At 38.9% G+C, this 21,981-nt stretch carries 19 protein-coding genes; 18 read left to right on the top strand and 1 reads right to left on the bottom strand.

Annotated elements, in window-relative coordinates:
- Positions 1-110: 110 nt before the first annotated feature.
- The 4 genes from B879_RS10625 to B879_RS10610 are packed head-to-tail and all read left to right on the top strand — an operon-like array spanning position 111 to position 5,272.
- Complete coding sequence (locus B879_RS10625) at positions 111-3,386, top strand: PAS domain S-box protein (RefSeq protein ID WP_009185182.1); 3,276 nt, start codon at positions 111-113, stop codon at positions 3,384-3,386.
- A gap of 45 nt (positions 3,387-3,431) precedes the next feature.
- The gene (locus B879_RS10620) at positions 3,432-4,022 is read left to right on the top strand and encodes a LemA family protein (RefSeq protein ID WP_009185181.1); all 591 of its coding nucleotides are present in this window, start codon (positions 3,432-3,434) and stop codon (positions 4,020-4,022) included.
- 4 nt (positions 4,023-4,026) lie between these two features.
- Positions 4,027-4,461: a TPM domain-containing protein gene (locus B879_RS10615; RefSeq protein WP_009185180.1), complete on the top strand. Its 435-nt coding sequence runs from the start codon at positions 4,027-4,029 to the stop codon at positions 4,459-4,461.
- Entirely contained in the window at positions 4,442-5,272 is an 831-nt protein-coding gene (locus B879_RS10610) for a TPM domain-containing protein (protein ID WP_009185179.1), read from the top strand. The genes B879_RS10615 and B879_RS10610 overlap by 20 nt, the downstream gene beginning before the upstream one ends.
- Before the next feature lie 75 nt (positions 5,273-5,347).
- On the opposite strand, the gene B879_RS10605 is transcribed toward B879_RS10610, so the two are convergent.
- On the bottom strand, positions 5,348-6,043 hold the full coding sequence (locus B879_RS10605) for a ComF family protein (RefSeq protein ID WP_009185178.1): 696 nt from the start codon (positions 6,041-6,043) through the stop codon (positions 5,348-5,350).
- Between the two features lie 79 nt (positions 6,044-6,122).
- On the opposite strand from B879_RS10605, the gene B879_RS10600 reads away from it, so the two are divergent.
- From B879_RS10600 to B879_RS10535, 14 genes are all read left to right on the top strand, one after another.
- The gene (locus tag B879_RS10600; protein WP_009185177.1) at positions 6,123-6,479 is read left to right on the top strand and encodes a carboxymuconolactone decarboxylase family protein; all 357 of its coding nucleotides are present in this window, start codon (positions 6,123-6,125) and stop codon (positions 6,477-6,479) included.
- Positions 6,472-6,834: a hypothetical protein gene (locus B879_RS10595; RefSeq protein WP_009185176.1), complete on the top strand. Its 363-nt coding sequence runs from the start codon at positions 6,472-6,474 to the stop codon at positions 6,832-6,834. Before B879_RS10600 ends, B879_RS10595 begins: the two co-directional genes overlap by 8 nt.
- A gap of 37 nt (positions 6,835-6,871) precedes the next feature.
- Complete coding sequence (locus B879_RS10590; protein WP_009185175.1) at positions 6,872-7,636, top strand: exodeoxyribonuclease III; 765 nt, start codon at positions 6,872-6,874, stop codon at positions 7,634-7,636.
- Between the two features lie 37 nt (positions 7,637-7,673).
- Entirely contained in the window at positions 7,674-8,072 is a 399-nt protein-coding gene (locus B879_RS10585; protein ID WP_009185174.1) for an ATP-binding protein, read from the top strand.
- 1 nt (position 8,073) lies between these two features.
- The gene (ybeY, locus tag B879_RS10580) at positions 8,074-8,496 is read left to right on the top strand and encodes an rRNA maturation RNase YbeY (RefSeq protein ID WP_009185173.1); all 423 of its coding nucleotides are present in this window, start codon (positions 8,074-8,076) and stop codon (positions 8,494-8,496) included.
- Between the two features lie 91 nt (positions 8,497-8,587).
- Positions 8,588-10,453 (top strand): tRNA uridine-5-carboxymethylaminomethyl(34) synthesis enzyme MnmG, encoded by a 1,866-nt coding sequence (gene mnmG / locus B879_RS10575; protein ID WP_009185172.1) that lies wholly within the window; start codon positions 8,588-8,590, stop codon positions 10,451-10,453.
- Positions 10,453-11,355, top strand: coding sequence for a class I SAM-dependent methyltransferase (locus B879_RS10570; protein ID WP_040400459.1), 903 nt, complete (start codon positions 10,453-10,455; stop codon positions 11,353-11,355). Before mnmG ends, B879_RS10570 begins: the two co-directional genes overlap by 1 nt.
- On the top strand, positions 11,352-13,058 hold the full coding sequence (locus B879_RS10565; RefSeq protein ID WP_009185170.1) for an Ig-like domain-containing domain: 1,707 nt from the start codon (positions 11,352-11,354) through the stop codon (positions 13,056-13,058). The genes B879_RS10570 and B879_RS10565 overlap by 4 nt, the downstream gene beginning before the upstream one ends.
- A 450-nt stretch (positions 13,059-13,508) precedes the next feature.
- On the top strand, positions 13,509-15,266 hold the full coding sequence (locus B879_RS10560) for an AMP-dependent synthetase/ligase (RefSeq protein WP_009185168.1): 1,758 nt from the start codon (positions 13,509-13,511) through the stop codon (positions 15,264-15,266).
- A 204-nt stretch (positions 15,267-15,470) separates the two neighbouring features.
- On the top strand, positions 15,471-15,947 hold the full coding sequence (locus tag B879_RS10555) for a MarR family winged helix-turn-helix transcriptional regulator (RefSeq protein WP_040400467.1): 477 nt from the start codon (positions 15,471-15,473) through the stop codon (positions 15,945-15,947).
- A 12-nt stretch (positions 15,948-15,959) separates the two neighbouring features.
- The gene (locus B879_RS10550; protein WP_009185166.1) at positions 15,960-18,365 is read left to right on the top strand and encodes a 3-hydroxyacyl-CoA dehydrogenase/enoyl-CoA hydratase family protein; all 2,406 of its coding nucleotides are present in this window, start codon (positions 15,960-15,962) and stop codon (positions 18,363-18,365) included.
- A 107-nt stretch (positions 18,366-18,472) separates the two neighbouring features.
- Positions 18,473-18,844 (top strand): four helix bundle protein, encoded by a 372-nt coding sequence (locus B879_RS10545; protein ID WP_009185165.1) that lies wholly within the window; start codon positions 18,473-18,475, stop codon positions 18,842-18,844.
- 99 nt (positions 18,845-18,943) lie between these two features.
- A complete protein-coding gene (locus B879_RS10540; RefSeq protein ID WP_009185164.1) occupies positions 18,944-20,119 on the top strand; it encodes a thiolase family protein in 1,176 nt (391 codons plus the stop codon).
- An 85-nt stretch (positions 20,120-20,204) separates the two neighbouring features.
- Positions 20,205-21,981 (top strand): acyl-CoA dehydrogenase FadE (locus B879_RS10535; protein WP_040400457.1); only part of this gene is annotated, 1,777 nt, incomplete at its 3' end.

Here is a 21,981-nt window from a genome sequence, read left to right as displayed (position 1 = left end):
TTGAACCAAACTTATCAATAGGATCGGTAAAAATTAGGGAGGAATCGTTATATTTGATGTCAATAGATCAGAAGTTTTTTAAAAATCTATTCATTTAGGATGCCCCACTCATGCCAGGTTATACAAGCATTAGTTTTCAAAATATACTCTTAACACTGAAGAAATATCAAGAAGGAACTTTTGAGCTCTTATATATTTCTTCTGAAGTTCGGAATCTTATAGGACAAGGCGAAAAATTCTACGAAGAGTCATTTTTCAATACTTTGTTCCCCACCCTCCCCCAAAAAGTTTTTGAATTCCTCTTTGCATCGTTGGGAACAGGAGAACGGTTCATTTGTCCTATCATCTTGAATGGAAACCTGTTTCGCTGTGTCCAAATTGAAGGTTATGTGATAGCTCAGGAGGATCACTCTTATCTTATCAATGTGTTGATATCTCCTATTGAATGGAATAGCAATATCAAATTTTCTTGGTTGATAAATAAGCATTCACACGAGGTTTATACAGGAATCCAACATGAGGCTGAGTTAAAAAACAGCCAAGAAGTACTTCAGTTTATCTGTAGAAAATTTGAATTTATAAAGGAAGATATTCTCCTGGAGTTTTTCAAAAAGAAAGGCTCCGGAACTCTACCTATTTTTCCTAATCATTTATACTTACAAAAAACCTCCTTAACTGATCAGTATTGCTTATTGGAATTGACCTATTCTCCGGTTCATGGCGAAAGCAAATTTGTAGATGAACTGCCTGATCTTATATTCTATGAATACGAATCCAAGGATGACAAACTCCTTATGAGTGGGGCTACAGAAAAAATTACCGGCTATCCCGATACATTTTTTTCTACCATAAGCGGTAAAAAGTGGGAGAATTTAGTCCATCCGGAAGATTTACATCTGTATCAAAGCCATTTGAATAAGGTGGGAAAATTTACATACCGGTTTCTGCATAGAAGTGGGTATTATATATTTTTAGAAGAAGAAATTAGACGGACTGATGAGAAAAATGGCTTGCTGTTAGGGGTTATTTCAGATGTCACAGCCCTTAAAGAGATTGAAAAAGATCTCTTACAAAAAAAGTCTGTTTTGGACGAGCTGACCGGTGTAGTTCCCGGTATGGTGTATTTGATGAAAACCAATTCAGATTTGAGCCACAACTTTCTGTATATCAGCGAAGGCTGCAAAAACTTATTGGGATTGGACCCAAAAAGTATCATCAGCAATGAAAGTAATTTTTCAAGTTTGGTACATCCTGAAGATATAGATGGGCTTTTAACGATTGATAGAGAAGCCTACCTGGAAGACAAAAAATTTGAAGCTTACTTTAGGATTATTACTCCCAAAGGAGAGGAGAAATGGCTTTATGGTGCCTCCAACCGGCTGAAACAATATCATAATGAGTCCATTTGGGCAGGTATTTTTGTAGATTTCACATACACCAAGCAAAAAGAATTAGAATCCATACAGAATTGGCAGTGGTATAAAACACTATTTGAAGAAAATCCTTTACCCATTTTTCAATACGATAAAGAAGGAAAAATTCTGGAAGTCAACAGAAGCTTTATAGAGAAAATTGATATTAAAGACAAAAACCTACTAGTAGGAAAAAACCTTTTTGATTTTTTAGGAAAAAACCCAATAAGGTCGGCTTACAAGCAAAGCCTAAAAGAAGGATTTGCACGATATGAGGGACCCTATGTCAGCCATTTTAACAATAAGCTTTTTCACCTGAGAATGACTTCCAAAACCATTGATGCTGGAGAAACATTCCAGGCCATTCTGGAGGATATCAGTGATCAGCAATATATCCATAATATCATTTCCCAATTGACCGAGAAAACTTCACGGCTTGGAGGGAAAGCTTTTTTTGATGAACTGACAAAATTTCTCAGCAATAAGCTGGAAATGTCACATTGTTTTATTGCCGAAGTTGATTCAAAAATAAAGCAAGCAAAAATCATTTCTTCCTATAAAAATGGGAAAAAGGGAGATAATTACGTCTATAAACTGGAAAACTCTCCTTGTTTGGATTGCCTGGAAAAAAACGAACCACATATCGTCCTGTCCAATGCCAAATCATTATACCCCAAGGATGAAGGCTTACAAAAAATGGATATTTCCACCTATATGGGCGTACCCATTACGGATATTAACCAAGTCAAACTTGGTATTCTTGTCCTCATGGATGAAAAGGCAAGGCCTTATAACCTGAACCTATCAAGTTTTCTCAAAATTCTAGCAGATAGAATTGGAGCTGAAATGGTTCGGATCAACTATGAACAGAAACTCGTGTCTTCAGAAATGCTCTTTAGAAGTATCGCAGAGAATTTTCCAAAGGGCACGGTCGAGGTTTTGGACAAAAATCTGATCTATGTATACGCTGAAGGAAAAGAGTTTAAAGACATGGGGATCAATCCTAGAGACCTCATCGGTACACCTCATCTTTCCAAGTATGGGGATTACATTTCCAATGAATTGAGGAAATACCTTGACAAGGTGCTCTTAGGAGAATCTGTGATGTTTGAAGTTTTCATCAATGAACAATACTATCTTAAAAGTGGTGTACCTCTAGAAAATAACAGCGGAGAAATTGACCGTATACTTTTGGTTACACAAAATATTACAGAAACCAAACTGGCCGAGGAAGAACGGGAGCAGCTCATTCGTGATCTCAAATCCCAAAATGAAGAATTGCAGCGGTTTGCCTATATCACATCACATAATTTAAGGGCACCTATTGTCAATATCACCTCCTTATTGGAACTTTATGATGATAAAAACCCACAAAATCCAGAGAACAAAGAAGTAATTGAGAACTTAAAAATTTCTACCTCGATTCTCAACGGAACTTTGGATGACCTCATAGAAGTCGTTTCCATCAAAAAGAATAAAGTACCCAAAATAGAGCGAATTGATTTTGGAAAACTTACCAAAAATGTGGAGAAAAGCCTATCCAAACAACTTAGGGATGCAAAAGCGATTATCCATCAGGATTTTTCAGAAGTTCCTGTCATAAATTATATTTATTCCCATTTGGAAAATTTTCTGATCAACCTGACCACTAATGCGCTGAAATACAAACATCCCGAAAGGACACCGGTAATCAAAATCAGCACTTACCTAAAAAATAATTTTGTGGTTTTGGAATTTGAAGATAACGGTATTGGAATAGACTTAGAGCGCTATGGTGATAGGCTTTTTGGACTGTATCAAAGGTTTCATTCGCATGTGGAAGGCAAAGGTTTGGGGCTTTACCTCGTCCGTGAACAAATCAGGGCACATGATGGCAACCTCAAAGTGGAAAGTAGCGTTGGAAAAGGCACAACTTTCAAAATTTACCTGAAAAATCTAAAATCTCCGGAATTGGGCAATCAAGATTACCTTTGAGGTTGATAAATTTGGCAAAATTTAATTTAGTAAAACCTAAAACACATGAAAAAAGCTTTTATTCCCATTCTCGTCATAGGATTGATTGGATTATTTGTCTATGTCAAAGCTGTAGGCGTTTACAATATGCTCGTCCAAAATGAAGAAAGTATCAACGGAACTTGGGCAGAAGTAGAAACACAATATCAAAGAAGGGCTGATCTAATTCCCAATTTGGTCAACACGGTAAGGGGTTATGCTGACTTTGAACAAGAAACATTAACCGGAGTTGTAGAAGCAAGAGCCAAAGCCACTTCTATCAATTTAAATGTTGATGAATTGACTCCAGAAAAACTTTCCCAATACCAACAAGCTCAGGACCAATTGAGCGGAGCCTTAAGCAGGTTGCTTGTTACCGTAGAAAGGTATCCTGATCTGAAAGCCAACCAAAGCTTCCTGGAACTTCAAGCACAATTGGAGGGGACTGAAAATAGAATTGCAGTGGCAAGGAGAAATTTTAACCAAACTGTACAGTCTTACAATGCCAACATAAGAACTTTCCCCAATAATGTTTTTGCAGGTTGGTATGGATTTGAAAGGAAAGGCTACTTCGAAGCAGCCCAAGGCGCAGAGACTGCACCCACCGTACAATTTTAAGCCTATGCCAGAGCGATTGTTTTCAGATCAAGACCGGGAAAAAATCATTTCTGCCATTCAGGAAGCTGAAAAAGCTACTTCCGGGGAAATACAGGTACACATAGAAAACCACTGCGGACAGAATGTGATGGACAGGGCTGCTGAAGTTTTTGAAACCCTCAAAATGCATAAAACCAGGGAAAGAAACGCCGTTCTGTTTTACTTGGCTGTAGAAGACCATCAATTCGCCGTTTTAGGAGACTGTGGTATCAACGCTGTTGTTGCTGAGGGTTTTTGGGAAAATATTAAGCATCAAATGATAGCAGATTTCAAAGAATCCAAATTCACGACAGGATTGTGCAAAGGTATAAATCTCTGTGGGCAGCAGCTCCAATCCCATTTCCCTTATGACGAAAAAGGCGATACCAACGAGTTGCCTGATGAAATTTCTTTTGGTTGATAAAATGTACAACAAATCCATTATTCTCTTTTTATCCGTTTTCTTATTGACAGGAGTTGTTTGGGCGCAGGGTGATTTTCCTCCAGTACCAAATCCGCCAAAATTGGTCAATGACTTCACCAATACGCTATCAGCCAGTGAAAAGGACCGGTTGGAAAGGAAATTAGTGGCCTACAATGACTCCACTTCTTCTCAGGTTACGATTGTAATGATCCGGTCATTGGGGCCTTATGAAATCAGTGACTATGCTTTTCAATTGGGAGACCGCTGGGGCATAGGCCAAAAAGACAGGGACAATGGCGTTCTGATCCTTGCCGCCATGGAAGACAGGAGGGTTTTTATTGCCACAGGCTATGGCATGGAGGGAGTTATCCCGGATATATTGGCAAAAAGAATCGTGGACCAATTAATTGTACCCAACTTCAAAATGGGAAACTATTATACCGGTCTGGATAAATCCACGGATATGATATTCAAATTGGCATCCGGGGAGTACAAAGCCAAACAAGTAACGAATACAGGGGATCATGGAGGTGCATTGGTTTTCTTTCTCTTGTTTATCTTCCTTTTCATCATTCTTCCTTTGATCAAAAACAAAAAGGACAACAATAACCATATGGGAGGAAGAGGGGGATCAATTGACATTTGGACAACCATCATGTTGGCCAATATGCTCAAAGGTGGGAGTAAAGGAAAATACGGGGATTTCCGAACCGGAAAAGGATCCTTTGGTGGTGGATTTGGAGGAGGTGGTTTCGGTGGATTTGGAGGGGGTTCCTTTGGAGGAGGAGGTGCTGGTGGAAGCTGGTAAGCAAGAAATTCAAGTGGATTCTTCCTTCCTTTATGCATTTCAGGTGAAAAAAAGTCAAGCAGGTTAAACCCTAAATTAGTTTCTTCCAGCAGCCAATACGGCCAAATCTATACTGCTGGCATGAGCTGACCAAAGCACATTGGCGCAAGTGGCTAAAGTGGCTCCGGTGGTCATCACATCATCTACCAATAGAATTTTTTTCCCTAGCACTTGCTTACCATTTTTGATTTGAAATACATCAGCTACATTGGCCAAGCGCTGCAGGCGGGATTTTTTGGTTTGTGTTTCTGTAAACTGTATCCTTTCTAAGTCCATGCTTACGGGAATTTCCAAGGCTTCACTAAGACCCAATGCAAATTGTTCACTTTGGTTATATCCCCGACGTTTTTGTTTCAAAGGGTGCAGAGGTACAGGAGTGATTTGGTCCCAAAAAGGTTGAAACCCATGTTCCTTCAGTAAGTAACCATAAATTCTCCCAAGCTCAACTCCTATTTCAGGTTTGTTTTTGTATTTGAGCTGATGCAATAGCTTTTGGCTATCTCCTTTTTTGGTAAACCTTAGAAAAGCCATTACCCTTCCCGTTTGGGTTAGGCCCATCAGCTTGACTTGCAAATCATTTTGATGGGGCTGCAGGTGGTAATGGGTAATGGGAAGGGAAGCAATGCACCATTTACAAAGTTGTATTTCGAAGTCATAAAGGCTCCTTTTACAAAGACAGCAGGTCTTTGGGAAAACAAGGGATAAAAAATCTTCAAAAATAGGGAAACGCATTTCCAAAAAGGCTTGTTAGAACTGAATGACAGTAAAATACCTGTTATATTTGCAGGTTAAATTAAGAACTTAAAATTTAATGAATTTAATAGAAGAATTCAATGCCTATAGGAGCGAAATGAATGAAAAAATCATGGCTTCTGACAATAAAGTGATCAAAAGGTTTTTCAACCTAGACACCAATACCTATGCTGATGGCGCTGTAGATGTCAAAACAAAGGAAATGATCGGTTTGGCATGTTCTATGGTACTGCGTTGTGACGATTGTATCAAATATCATTTGGGCAAATCTTATGAAGCAGGTTTGAACAAGGAAGAGGTATTTGAAGTATTTTCTATAGCAACAATCATAGGGGGTTCTATTGTAATACCCCATTTGAGAAGGGCTGTAGAGTATTGGGAATTATTGGAAAAAGAAGGAAGACAGGATGTATAAAAAAGATCTTGACCTGGAGAAACGCTGGAGTAAGTTACTTCAGGGACTTGCTGAATTGGTCGGAAAAAAACCCAGTGACCTGAATGGGGTTCTGTTTTTAATCGGCGTGCAGGAACTGGGTCAAGGAAACAAAACCTTTTCCAAAGAGCAGAAACAAGACCTGATGCATATAGCGATTTGTAAGGTATTGAGCTATGCAGGTTTTTATGAATTGGATTATATAGATCAGGACGGCTGGCCCCATTGGAAACTCATGAAAAAACTTCCGCATTTTGACATTTTAGAACAAGAAAAACTCCTCAAAATTCAGGTATTGGAGTATTTTGAGAAAGAATTTGACGTAGAAATTAAGTAAGGATCAGTAAATTGTAGCATAAAACCACTAAAATTAAATGAAAATCGTATCCTATAATGTCAATGGTATAAGGGCTGCACTAAACAAAGGTTTTGCCGAATGGCTCAAGCAGGAGGACCCTGATATTATTGGTTTACAGGAAGTTAAAGCTTTGGAAAATCAATTTGATACGCGCATATTTGAAGATATGGGATATCATATTTATTGGTTTCCCGCTGTTAAGAAAGGATACAGTGGTGTAGCGATATTGAGTAAGGTAAAACCGAAAAACATAGCCTATGGCATGGGTTTATCCGTATATGATGATGAAGGTAGAATGATCAGGGCAGACTATGAAGATTTTTCATTTGTATCTGCTTATTTTCCTTCAGGAACTACCGGAGATGTGAGACAGGATTTTAAATACCAATTTCTTGATGATATCTACGGGTATACACAGGACTTGATTCAGGGCTACCCTAATTTGATTCTCAGCGGGGATTATAACATCTGTCATAAACACATTGATATCCATAATCCAGTATCCAATAAGAATTCTTCTGGATTTCTTCCGGAAGAAAGGGCATGGATGGATAAGTTTACCAGTTCAGGCTTTGATGACAGCTTTAGGATGTTCAATCAAGATCCGCATCATTATACTTGGTGGAGCTATAGGGCAGGATCAAGAGGAAAAAACTTAGGTTGGCGTATTGACTATCATATGACCACATCAGGCATGAAAGATAGGATTAACAATTCAGTGATTTTACCGGATGCACAACATTCAGATCATTGCCCTATTCTCATAGAAATAGATAATTAAAAGAAAATACAAACATTAATTTATCCATAAAACCTTGATGAATTCTATTAAAATTTCAATCCCTTCTATAATTGAGAATATCAAAATCATAGAGAGTTTCATTGATAATGCCAGGGAAAAATATGCCATCAATGATGACATTTATGGAAATATTATGATTTCTGTTACAGAATGCGTGACCAATGCCATCGTGCACGGTAACAAATTGGATGGTAGCAAAAAGGTAAACTTAGAATTACACCTTAATGATGAGGAAATTCAGTTTATCATTACCGATGAAGGCAAGGGGTTTGATTATGTCCACTTAGATGACCCTACAGCACCAGAAAATTTAGAAAAAGCAGGAGGTAGGGGAATATTTATCATGAAACACCTTTCAGATGACGTCAAATTTGAAGATGAGGGTAGAAAAGCAATATTAACATTTTACGTGTAATATGGCCATCCTCTTTTTTGAAGAAGACATTCGCTTTCCTTTGAAGGGAAAAAACAAATACAAAAATTGGTTGAGGAAAATTGCATCAGACCAAAATAGGAAAATCAAAGAATTGAATTACATATTCTGTTCGGATGAATACCTATATCAAATCAATGTAGAATACCTGAACCATAAAACATATACTGACATCATAACATTTGATAATACTGAAGATAGCAAAACTATAGAAGGGGATATTTTCATCAGTATAGAACGCGTAAGGGAAAATGCGGAGATAGAAAAAATTGATTTTGAAAAAGAACTACTCAGGGTCATGAGCCATGGATTACTACATCTCATGGGCTACAAGGATAAAAATCAAGAAGATCAAATTGAAATGAGAAAAATGGAAAACAAGTCCATTGGACTCTTTTCTTCCTGATGTTCCACGTGGAACATCTCAAGAATCAAAAACAAATCATTTATTTAATCATCAAGTGTTCCACGTGGAACACCTATTAAAAGGAAAAAGAATGTTTCCAGAATATGATGTAATCGTAGTAGGGGCAGGTCACGCTGGCTGTGAGGCGGCCAATGCTGCTGCCAAAATGGGTGCTAAAGTCCTTTTATGCACCATGAACATGAACACGATTGCCCAAATGTCCTGCAATCCAGCTATGGGAGGCGTAGCTAAAGGACAGATAGTAAGAGAAATTGATGCACTAGGAGGTATGTCAGGAATTATTTCTGATAAATCCATGATACAGTTTCGCATGCTCAATAGATCAAAAGGTCCTGCTATGTGGTCACCAAGAACACAAAATGACAGGATGCGATTCGCTGAAGAATGGAGATTAGCTTTAGAAAGGACACCTAATGTTGATTTCTGGCAAGAAATGGTAAATGGGATTGTAGTAAAGGAAAATAGGGTAGTGGGCGTAAAAACAGGAATTGGACTTGAAATTAAAGCAAAATCTGTGGTGCTTACAAATGGTACATTTCTAAACGGTATTATACATATAGGAGAAAAACAATTCGGAGGGGGAAGAACTGGAGAATCAGCAGCAAAAGGAATTACAGAACAATTGGTATCCCTAGGTTTTGAAGCAGGAAGAATGAAGACTGGAACTCCTCCAAGGGTCGATGGACGCTCCTTAGACTACAGTAAAATGGAAGTTCAAGAAGGAGACAGCCAACCGGAAAAATTCTCTTATTCAGATGAAACAAGCCCCTTACAAGAACAGAGGAATTGCTGGATCACTTATACCAATAAAAGTGTTCACGAAACATTAGAGACAGGATTTGACAGATCACCTATGTTCAATGGGCGAATTCAGGGATTAGGTCCTCGATACTGCCCATCAATAGAAGATAAAATCAACCGTTTTGCTGAAAGGGAAAGACATCAGATCTTTGTCGAGCCAGAAGGCTGGAATACTGTTGAAATTTATGTCAATGGCTTTTCTACTTCCTTACCAGAAGATGTACAACACAAAGCCATGCGCAAGATACCTGGGTTTGAAAATGCTAAAATGTTCCGTCCAGGGTATGCTATAGAGTATGATTTCTTTCCACCCACTCAATTGAAATTGACCTTAGAAACACATTTGGTTGGAAACCTCTACTTCGCTGGTCAAATCAATGGTACTACAGGATATGAAGAGGCAGCATCACAGGGCCTTGTGGCAGGCATCAATGCCGCTTTGAAAATTAAAGAAGCAGAGCCATTCATCTTAAAAAGATCAGATGCATATATAGGTGTTCTTATAGATGATTTGATCAATAAAGGTACAGAAGAACCCTATAGGATGTTTACATCAAGAGCTGAATTCCGTCTTCTTTTAAGACAAGACAATGCAGATTTGAGATTGACGCAATTAGGACATCAAATAGGGCTTGCAGATGATGTAAGGATGGAGAAGATGTTGGATAAGAAATCAGATACATCCAAGTTGATTAATGATCTAAAACAAAAGAAATTATCTCCCGAAAACATCAATATGGGACTAGAGGAGTTTGAGACTGCTACCATTAGGGAAAAAGTCACCATTGAAAAACTACTCAAAAGACCACAATTAGGCTTAAAAGAGATAATGAACCTAGATTCAGAAATCAAAACCTATTTAACCAAATACCCAAAAGAGGTACTAGAACAAGCAGAAATACAAATCAAATACGAAAGCTACATAGATAAGGAGCAACAAATGGTGGAAAAGTTAAACAGTATGGAGAACTTCAAAATACCTACCACATTTGATTATTTGTCTGTTCCGGCACTATCAGCAGAAGGAAAACAGAAACTTCACAAGATAAAGCCAGAAACATTAGGACAAGCTTCACGCATCAGTGGCGTTTCTCCAGCAGATTTGTCCATATTGACAGTATATCTAGGAAGATAATGAATACAATGGAAAGATTGAACAAATGCCCACTCTGTAAAAGTGGGCTTTTTCTTAATCTTCAGGAGGTCGTAGACCATTCCATATCAGGAGAAAAATTTATGCTTTGCCAGTGCAGTAATTGCCAATTGATTTTTACAAATCCAAGACCGGATATAGAGCATATAGCACAATATTATCAATCAACAGATTACATATCACACCAAGATCAATCAAATAACCTCACAAATTTTATTTATAAGCAAGTACGAAAAATAACAATTAAGCAAAAAGTATCTTGGCTAAATCAATACAATGAAAAAAAAGGAAATTTACTGGATATAGGATGCGGAACAGGTTACTTTTTGGAAGCGGCGGCTAAAAATGGTTGGTCAGTATCTGGTATAGAACCAGATCAGACCGCCAGAAAATTAGCCAAGAATAAAAAAATCAAAGTTAAAAAATCAATTTCCGAGTTATTTAAAAAAGATCAATACCAATGTATCAGCCTATATCATGTCTTAGAACATATACATGAGCTTAGGAAAACTGGTAAACAGCTGTCTAAAATGCTCAAAAATGGGGGAACTTTAATGATAGCAGTTCCAAATATTAATTCCTATGATGCCAAATATTACGGACCATATTGGGCAGGATTAGATGTACCAAGACATCTTTATCATTTTACCCCAGAAACAATACAACAATTTGCTGAACTAGTTGGGTTAAAAATACAGGCAATCATTCCCATGAAATTTGACAGTTATTATGTATCCTTATTATCAGAAAAATATCAAAAAGTCAAATCAAATATAATCCAACAATATAGCCATGGGTTAATTACAGGACTAAAATCAAATCTTTGGGCTAAAAATAACCAAGACAATTATTCAAGTATATTGTTTATTTTAAAGAAAGTATGAAATATTTAATACAAATATTAAGCTTTATTTTAATTATTTCATTGTATTCCTGTGCAAAACAGAGTACACCTATGGGTGGCCCAAAGGACGAGGAACCACCTATCTTACTTTCAATTAATCCCAATAACGAATCAACAGATGTACGTACCAATATCATTGAAATTGAATTCAATGAATACATAGCGCTAGAGAATCCCAATAAGCAAATCATCATTACACCAAGGATTAAGAAAGAAGAAATGGAAGTAACGGCTAATAAAAACCGTGTAACCATAAAAATGAATCAAGATCTAGAAGACAGTACCACTTATGTATTCAACTTTCAGAACAGTATTAAGGATATCACAGAAGGTAATGTACCACCTGATTTAAGGTTGGTATTTTCCACAGGCCCAGACATTGATAGCCTGACATTTTCGGGTAAGGTAGATTATATGTTCCACCAAAGAGACCCAAAATTAAAAGATATCTACGTGGGGTTATACGAACTCAACGATACAACAGATGTTTTAACAGCCCCTCCTTATTATATAGGATCAACTGATTCGATAGGTCGATTTACATTGACAAACATCAAGGCAGGAAAATACAAAGCATATGCCTGGCATGACCCCAATAATTCATTAAAGGCAGAAGAAAAACAAGAAGCTTATTCATTCATCATTGATACGTTAAATATCAACGAAAACTTATCGGGAGCACAATTCTATTTAAACAAAGCGGATTTATCAGAATTTAAAATTAATAGGGCTTCGACAATAGGAACAAATTATGACGTCGTTCTGAGTAAATTTCCAGTGGATATCAAAATAGGCCATGAAGCACTAAACGAAAATATATTTTACAGAAGAAATGATAAAACCATTCGTTTTTACCATACAAGACTTACAAATGACAGTACCGCAATAAACCTCAATTTAAAAGATTCAACGGGAATCTCACTGGATACAGTCATATACGCAAAATTTGAAGAGAGTGATAGGAGAAAAGAAGAACTAGAACTTAAAGTAGGGGGGAAAAAGAACTTTTTGGATGCACTTATTGCAGAACTAACATTCAACAAGCCCATTAAAGCCATCAATTATGATTCATTATATATAAGATATGATACAGCTTCAATAATACCAATAGAAAAAGAATGGATCTATTTTAAAGACAGTATAGACAGAACAGTTTTAAATATTGCATGGACAGTACCAGATACCATTAGTAAAGAGACCTTTATATTATATGTAGGAGATTCAACATTTTCCGATGTAGAAGGCATATTTAATAAAGAGAAAGTCGAAACATCATTTAGAAAATTAAATAAAGAATCCTTATCTGATCAAATTAATATAAAGGTTAATACAGATGAATTACCAATAATCATCCAAATACTTACAAAAAGAGATGAAATATTAGAAGAAAGATATTTAGAAGAGAAGAATGAGGTGACTCTAAACCATGTTGAACCTGGAACTTACTACATACGGGCTATCGTAGATCGGAACAAAAACAGAAGATGGGATACTTCAAACATGCATCAAAACAGGTATGCTGAACCTGTATATTATATGGAAAATGAAGGAGCAGATAACCCAAGAGATGTAACAATCAGAGGAGGTTGGTCATTGGATTTGACCATAGAACCATATTTACCACAGGGAATAAATAAGGAAAATACAGCCATTCAGGAAAAAAATAATGTCGATAACCTATGATTTTTTTGTGGAAATCTGTCAATAACTTGAGCATAACTTAGAACTTATCCCAAGACCTCATAAGGTCTTGGGATTTTTATTGACCAGTGTAAAATAACTACCCATTTATCAACAATGACAAACAATTTTTTCAACGCATAATTGTATACAATTAGAAAATCAAATGTTACCAACATCTTCATACAAAAAATATTTAAAGCATAGAAAAACAGATACTAAGCGATCACAATTATTGTGAATAAATAGTGGATAGCAATTGATTAAATTAGAAATAAGCTGTGGGTTAAAATTTGGATTTATTTTATCAACAAATCCACAGCATAATAACTTTAATAGTTTTTATTTAAATAAATAAAATAATATATATATAAGTCTGTGGATTCTAAAATCTAACGATTTTGTTTTAATGAAAGGTTTTTCATATTTTCAAAAAGTGTAACCCAAAATAATATGCAAATCACCAGACTATTTGACCTCATCAATCATCAGATTGCGACTTATGATAAGAAAGTTGCATTAGCTCAAAAATTAGATGGACAGTGGAAAACATATTCTTCCAGGGATCTAAAAAAAATTGTAGACAACCTAAGTTTGGCATTTTTAGCCACTGGCATTAAAAAAGATGACAAAGTAGCCATTATATCTAATAACAGGCCTGAATGGAATTTTATTGATTTGGCTTTGCAACAAATAGGAGCGATTTCTGTACCCATGTATCCAACAATTTCTGCTGAGGATTATAATTACATTTTCAACCATGCTGAAGTTAAACAGATTTTTGTTGGAGATGCAGAAATTATGGAGAAAGCCCGTGAAGGCTCCAAAGAAATGGATGTGCGAATTATTTCTTTTGATAAGCTAGATGGATGCGAATATTGGGAAGACTTCATGGCGAAAGGAGAGGCGGGTAATTTGGCAGAGTTAGATGCCAAAAAGGAGGCTGTCAAATCAAATGATCTTTTTACCATCATTTATACCTCTGGTACTACAGGTAGACCAAAAGGAGTTATGCTCACCCATGCCAATGTGATACACAATTTATTTGCCGTTGAAGATAGGATAGTAGCTCCTCCAGGAGAAGGAAAAGCATTGAGTTTTTTACCACTCTGCCATATATATGAGCGTACAGGATCTTTTGCTTTTCTTTATATGGGCATATCCATTTACTATGCTGAAAGTATGGAGACCATTGGTGATAATCTGAAGGAAATACAACCCCATGTATTCAATACTGTACCTAGGCTTCTGGAAAAAGTTTATGATAAAATTGTATCCAAAGGCTATGAATTGACCGGAGTAAAAAAATCTCTGTTTTTTTGGGCGCTCAACTTAGGTTTGAAATATGAACCCAACAAGGATCAAGGAGGATGGTACAACTTCCAATTGAAATTGGCCAATAAAATCATATTCAGTAAGTGGAGAGAAGCTTTGGGTGGTAATATCATGCAAATTAATTCAGGAGCCTCTGCTTTACAGCCCAGGTTGGCCAGGGTATTTTGGTCTGCTGGTATTCCAGTTTGTGAAGGGTATGGTTTGACTGAAACCTCTCCCGTGGTTTCTGCTTCCATTTGCAATTTAGATGATATCAGAATTGGTATGGTGGGAAAAATCGTCAAAGATGTCCAAGTCAAAATAGCGGCAGATGGAGAAATTCTCGTTAAAGGTCCTAATGTCATGCAGGGATACTATAAACAACCTGAACTAACAGCTGAAGTAATTGATAATGATGGCTGGTTTCATACTGGTGATATTGGTGAATTACATGAGGTAGAATACCTTAAAATTACAGATAGGAAGAAGGAGATGTTTAAAACCTCTGGTGGTAAGTATATTGCTCCACAACCTATGGAGAATAAATTTAAAGAGTCTCCCGTAATAGAACAGATCATTATTGTAGGTGAAAATAAAAATTATCCTGCAGCTTTGATTGTTCCCAGTATTCTCGGTTTACAGGATTGGTGTAAGCATAAAGATATTCCTTATACTACAGATGAAGAAATGTTGGAGAAGCCAGAAATCATTGAAAAGTTTCAAAAAGAAGTTGATAATCTGAACAAGTATTTTGGTAAATGGGAGCAGGTCAAACGGTTTAAAGTACTTAATAGCCAATGGGGCGTAGAAACAGGTGAATTGACACCAACCATGAAGCTCAAACGTAAAGTCATACACAGTAAATTTTCCAAAGAAATTGAGGCCTTGTATAGCTAATATATCTAGAAACTTATTTTGATAAAATAGGTATTTTCAATACTTATACATCTTTAAAAACTATATTTTGATTAAAATCAGAATATAGTTTTTTTTATTTCATCTTTGATTGTTTAATATTTCTTATGCATGCATAACTTTTTTTAAAAATAGTATGCATGCATACAATCTTTTTTGTAACTTGGACGTATGAAAGATAAGCCTATGAAGCGTGAAGACACAGTTGATTACCATATCAAAAGCGCTTGGCATGCCATTTCCAGGATGTACAATCAGAAAGCGGCACAGGAAGATTTTACCACTTCTATAGGATTCGTACTGATAAATATCAATTCTAAAGAAGGAACCCCGGCCACCAAGATTGCACCTCTGATGGGACTGGAAGCAAGAAGCTTGACAAGGATGCTCAAGAATATGGAGGAGAAAGGTTTGATCTTTAAAAAACCGGATCCGGTAGACAAACGCTCTGTCCGGATTTTTCTGACGCCGGAAGGAAAAAGGAAAAAAGAAATATCGGTTCAGACCATCAAAGAATTCAATTTGGCGGTGAGAGAATTGGTATCAGAGGAGGAGCTGGAAACCTTTTTTGGTGTTTTTTACAAGATCAATCAAGTAATTGAAAATTTTCAATCAGAAACTATAAACCCCAATGCGTACGATAATCAATTGTACGGACTCTAAAACCAAAAAAATATGAAAAGAACCATTAAGAAAGTTGCCATTTTAGGTTCGGGTGTAATGGGATCAAGAATTGCCTGCCACTTTGCCAATATAGGTGTGCAGGTTTTATTGCTTGATATCGTTCCTTTCGAACTGAATGAAGACGAGCAAAAGAAAGGGTTAAGCCTTTCGGACAAATCGGTACGTAACAGATTGGTGAATACAGCCCTTCAGAATACCTTGAAGTCAAAGCCTGCTTCCCTTTATGATGCGTCCCATGTATCCAGGATAACTACAGGAAATTTTGATGATGATCTTCCAAAAATCAAAGATTATGATTGGGTCATTGAAGTGGTCGTGGAGAAATTGGATATTAAAAAATCCCTTTTTGATAAAGTAGAACAATACCGAAAACCAGGTTCATTGATCACTTCCAATACTTCAGGTATTCCCATGCAATTGATGTGTGAAGGCAGATCCGAAGATTTTCAAGCGTATTTTGCAGGTACACACTTTTTCAACCCACCAAGATACCTCCGCTTGCTTGAAATCATCCCAGGTCCAAAAACCAAGCCTGAAATTGTGGATTTCCTGATGGATTATGGAGACAGGTACTTGGGCAAAGAAACAGTATTGTGTAAAGATACTCCTGCCTTTATCGCCAACCGGATTGGGGTCTATGCCATTATCTCAGGTATGCATGCCATTGAGAAAATGGGCATGGGCGTTTCCGAAGTAGATAAACTGACCGGAACAGTGATTGGCCGTGCCAAATCGGCCACTTTTAGAACCATGGATGTGGTGGGTTTAGATACCACGGTCAATGTAGCTAATAACTTGTATAAGACCCTTACCCATGATGAATCAAGGGATAAATTCCAGTTGCCCAATATTGTCAAAGTACTTTACGACAACAAATGGTGGGGAGACAAAACCGGCCAGGGTTACTTCAAAATGATCCGTCATAAGGATGGCTCCAAAGAATTAAAGGAATTGGACCTTAAAACTTTTGAATACAAGGATGCTGAAAAGCCAAAATTCAAAGCTTTGGAAGCTTCCAAGGAAATTGATGATCTGAAAAAGCGGATCAAGTTCCTGGTGAACTTTGATGACCGAGCCGGAGAATTTTATAGGGCATCTTTCTATGACTTATTTAAATATGTATCCCACCGCATACCTGAAATTGCTGACGAATTGTACAGAATTGATCAGGCAGTATCCGCAGGCTTTGGCTGGGAATTAGGTCCATTTGAAACATGGGATGTGCTCGGCGTAAAAGAGACCGTCGAGAAAATGGAAGCTGCCGGTGAAAAAGCAGCAGCTTGGGTTCATGAAATGCTGGCAGCAGGCCATAGCTCCTTCTATAAAGTCGATGGTGGGGTTAGAAAATATTATGACATCCCCTCCAAATCCTACAAGGCCATTCCTGGAACAGATGAATTTATTCTATTGGATACGCTTAAAGGAGCCGATAAGAAAATATGGGGCAATGCCGGTGCCAGTATTTATGACATGGGCGATGATGTCATTGGGTTGGAATTCCACACCAAGATGAATGCTTTGGGCCAGGAAGTGATCGAAGGTATCAATACCGCCATCAACATGGCAGAAAAATCCTACAAAGGCCTTGTAATCGGTAACGAAGGTGCCAATTTCTCGGCAGGTGCCAACCTTGCCATGCTCTTTATGTTTGCCGGTGACCAGGAATTTGATGAGATCAACCTGATGATTGCAGGTTTCCAAAATACCATGATGCGTGCCAGGTACTCTTCCATTCCAGTAGTAGTCGCACCTCATAATATGGCTCTGGGAGGAGGTTGTGAACTTTCTTTACATGCCGATGCTATACAAGCGCATGCAGAACTGTATATGGGGCTGGTTGAATTTGGCGTAGGCTTGATTCCAGCAGGAGGAGGTACCAAGGAAATGACTCTGAGATTTTCCAATGAGATCAAATCCGGAGATGTGGAATTGAACCGCTTACAGGAATATTTCATGAACATTGCTACGGCCAAAGTGTCCATGTCTGCTGCTGAGGCCAGAGGTTTGGGGTACTTACAGGCTAAGGATAGCATCACTTTGAATAGGAAGCGGGTCTTGGCCGATGCCAAAGCCAAGGTACTTGCATTGTATGAGTCAGGTTATACACAACCGGTACAGCAGACCGATGTCAAAGTCCTAGGTAAATCTTCCCTGGCCTTGTTTGAAGCAGGGATTACCGGCATGTTGTATGGAAAGTATATTTCAGAGCATGATGCCAAGATTGCCAGAAAACTGGCCTGGGTGATGTCCGGTGGTGACCTTTCTTCTCCTACAGAAGTAAGTGAGCAGTACTTACTCGACCTTGAGCGTGAGGCCTTCTTGAGCTTGACCGGTGAGAAAAAGACGCTGGAGCGCATACATAGTATTTTGTTTAAGGGAAAACCGTTGAGGAATTAGAAGCGAGAGACGAGAAGCGAGAAACTAGAGACAAGAGACAAGAGACAAGAAGCAAGAATCAAGATGGATTTGAGTACAGAAGATGTTTAACCTAAAAATTAAAAGAGATGAGAAGGAAGCATAATTTTAAAAATTTGAAAGTTTGGGAAAAGTCCGTGGATTTGGCTGTAAAGGTTTACCAGGTCACGAATGAGTTTCCGAATGAAGAAAAATTTGGCATGACTTCTCAAATGAGAAGATCTAGTGTTTCTATTCCTTCCAATATTGCTGAAGGAACAGCAAGAAATACTTCTAAAGCTGTTTTAAACTCATTGGATATTAGTTTAGGTGAAAGCTTCGAACTCGAAACCCAAGCGATCATTGCTCACAGGGTTGGTCTTTTGGATCAAAAAACTTTTGATGAATTGGGGGTAGATCTCTCTGAAGTCCAAAGGATGATCCACGGTTTCATGCAAACACTTGAATCCAATCCTTACTAGCTACAAGTCTTGATTCTTGGCTCTTGATTCTTGATTCTTATACATTCGGAGTATAGAAAAAACCAATATTAACAATAAACGCATTAGAACATAGACGAAATGGAAGCATACATCATAAACGGATATAGATCAGCGGTGGGAAAGGCCAAAAAAGGAGGCTTTCGCTTCTACCGCCCGGATGACCTGGCAGCAGATGTCATCAAACACTTAGTAGCAAGTACGCCTGGCCTGGAAGCAAAATTGGTAGATGACCTGATTGTGGGCAATGCCATTCCCGAAGCGGAGCAGGGCATGCAGATGGGAAGAATGATTTCCCTATTGGCTTTGGGAATTGATAACCCGGGCTTTATCATCAACCGCTACTGTGGTTCCGGTCTGGAGGCTATCGCCCTGGCTGTCGGAAAAATCAAAGCAGGAATGGCAGATTGTATCATAGCCGGTGGTACAGAATCCATGTCATTGCTCCCTATGATGGGTTACAAGACTGCCCTCAACTGGAAAATTGCTTCCCAAACCCCCGATTATTATCTAAGCATGGGATTGACGGCAGAAGAACTGGCCAAAGACTACGAAATCACCCGTGAGCAAGCGGATGAGTTTTCGGTGCGTTCCCATGACCGAGCCTTGAAAGCCATAGCAGAAGGCAAGTTCAAGGATGAGATCGTTCCTGTAGAAGTGGAAGAAACTTACCTCGACGAAAAAGGCAAAAGAAAAACCAGGAAATATATTGTGGATACAGATGAAGGGCCAAGACCTGGTACCTCGATTGAAGGGCTTTCCAATCTGAAGCCAGCCTTTAAAATGGGCGGTCAGGTGACAGCGGGTAACTCTTCTCAGACTTCTGATGGTGCTGCATTCGTCCTGGTAATGTCAGAAAGAATGGTAAAGCAATTGAACCTGGAACCTATCGCGAGAATGATGTCCTATTCCGTGGCAGGTGTAGAACCGCGCATCATGGGTATAGGTCCTAAGGAGGCTGTGCCAAAAGCTTTGAAGCAGGCGGGGCTGACCTTGGATAAAATCGACCTGATTGAACTGAATGAGGCCTTCGCTGCCCAAGGACTGGCGGTCATCAAATCCTTGGACATGGATATAGACAAGGTCAATGTCAACGGTGGTGCAGTAGCACTCGGCCATCCGCTGGGTTGTACAGGCGCTAAACTTTCCGTCCAACTCTTCAATGAGCTCCGCAGACAGAACAAGAGGTACGGCATGGTTACGGCCTGCGTCGGCGGAGGACAGGGCGTTGCGGGAGTATTTGAACTGTTAAAGTAGAGACAAGAACCAAGAACCAAGAGACAAGACCGTCTTGACTCTTGATTCTTGATTCTAGATTCTAAAAAAATAAACATTATACCATATGTCAACTGTAGCAAAAAAATCAATCAACGGCGGGGAGTTCCTGATCAAGGAAACAGAAGCCCAGGACATCTTCATCTTTGAAGAGTTCACAGAAGAGCAAAAAATGATGGCGCAGGCCTGTCAGGATTTTATCGATACGGAGATCCATCCCAATATCGAGGAAATCGACAGCATGAAGCATCCGGAATTGGTACCTTCCATTTTCAAAAAGGCAGGGGAATTGGGTTTATTGGGTATTTCTGTGCCGGAGGAATTCGGTGGAATGGGGATGAGTTTCAATACCTCCATGTTGATCGCTGATATCATTGGTGGTGCCGGTTCCTTCTCCACTACCTATGGTGCCCATACCGGAATCGGTACCTTGCCGATTTTGTATTATGGCAATGAAGCGCAAAAGGCCAAGTATTTACCCAAATTGGCTACCGGTGAGTGGGCAGCCTGCTACTGTTTGACAGAGCCAGATGCTGGTTCAGATGCCAACAGTGGTAAGACCAAGGCAGTGTTGACTGAGGATGGGAAGCATTACATCATCAATGGACAGAAGATGTGGATTTCCAATGCGGGTTTTGCTGATCTCTTCATCGTTTTTGCCAAGATTGATGACGACAAGAACCTGTCTGCTTTTATTGTGGAAAAGGGGTTTGGTGGTATCACGATGAACGAAGAAGAGAAGAAGATGGGGATCAAGGGTTCTTCCACCCGTCAGGTATTCTTCAATGATTGCAAGGTACCGGTAGAGAACTTACTTTCTGAGCGTCAGAACGGTTTCAAGATTGCGGTAAATATCCTGAACATTGGTAGGATCAAATTGGGAGCTGGTGTATTGGGTGGCTGCAGGACGGTAGCTTCCTATGCCATCAAGTATGCTGGAGAAAGAAAGCAGTTTGGCGTATCCATCAATACTTTTGGAGCGGTCAAACAAAAGCTGGCAGAGATGGCCGTGAGGACCTATGCCTGTGAAGCCTTGTGTTACCGTGCCGGTCAGGACATTGAAGACAGGATGGCTGCTTTGGCTGCGGAAGGAATGGAAGATGCCGAGGCCAAATTGAAAGCTTTGGAGCAGTTTGCCATTGAGGCGGCCATTGCCAAGGTGCACGGTTCTGAGGTATTGGATTATGTGGTGGATCAGGGCGTGCAGGTTTATGGTGGTATGGGTTATTCTGCGGATGCGCCAATGGAAAGGGCTTATAGAGATGCGAGGATTTCCAGGATTTATGAAGGCACCAATGAGATCAACAGGATGTTGATGGTGGGCATGTTGTTGAAGCGGGCCATGAAGGGAGAGATCAATTTGTTTGAGCCGGCCATGGCTGTAGGCAATGAGTTGACCTCCGTACCGAGCTTTGAGAGCATTGATACCTCAGAATTGTTTGCCTCTGAGAAAGATGTAATCAAGAAACTGAAGAAAGTATTCCTGATGGTAGGTGGCAAGGCGGCCATGGCTTTACAGGATAAGATTGAGTCAGAGCAGGAAGTGATGATGAATTTGGCGGATGTGATGATTGAAATCTATGCGGCAGAATCTGCCATTCTGAGAACCGAGAAACTGGTCAGTATGAGGGGTGAGGAAGCCTGCAAGCATCAGATTGCCATGACACAGGTGTACTTGTTTGAAGCGGTGGAAAAAATTCAGACTGCTGCCAAGGAGGCCATCGCTGCTTTTGCAAAGGGTGATGAACAGAAGGTGATGTTGATGGGCTTGAAGCGTTGGACCAAGGCTGATTTGGTCAATACCAAGGAGCTGAGAAGGCAGATTGCGGATTATATGATTGAGT

The sequence above is a fragment of the Cecembia lonarensis LW9 genome (assembly GCF_000298295.1).
Lineage (GTDB): Bacteria > Bacteroidota > Bacteroidia > Cytophagales > Cyclobacteriaceae > Cecembia > Cecembia lonarensis.
Note: the sequence above shows the minus strand (reverse complement) of the source record. Positions and strands in the feature narration are given on the sequence as shown.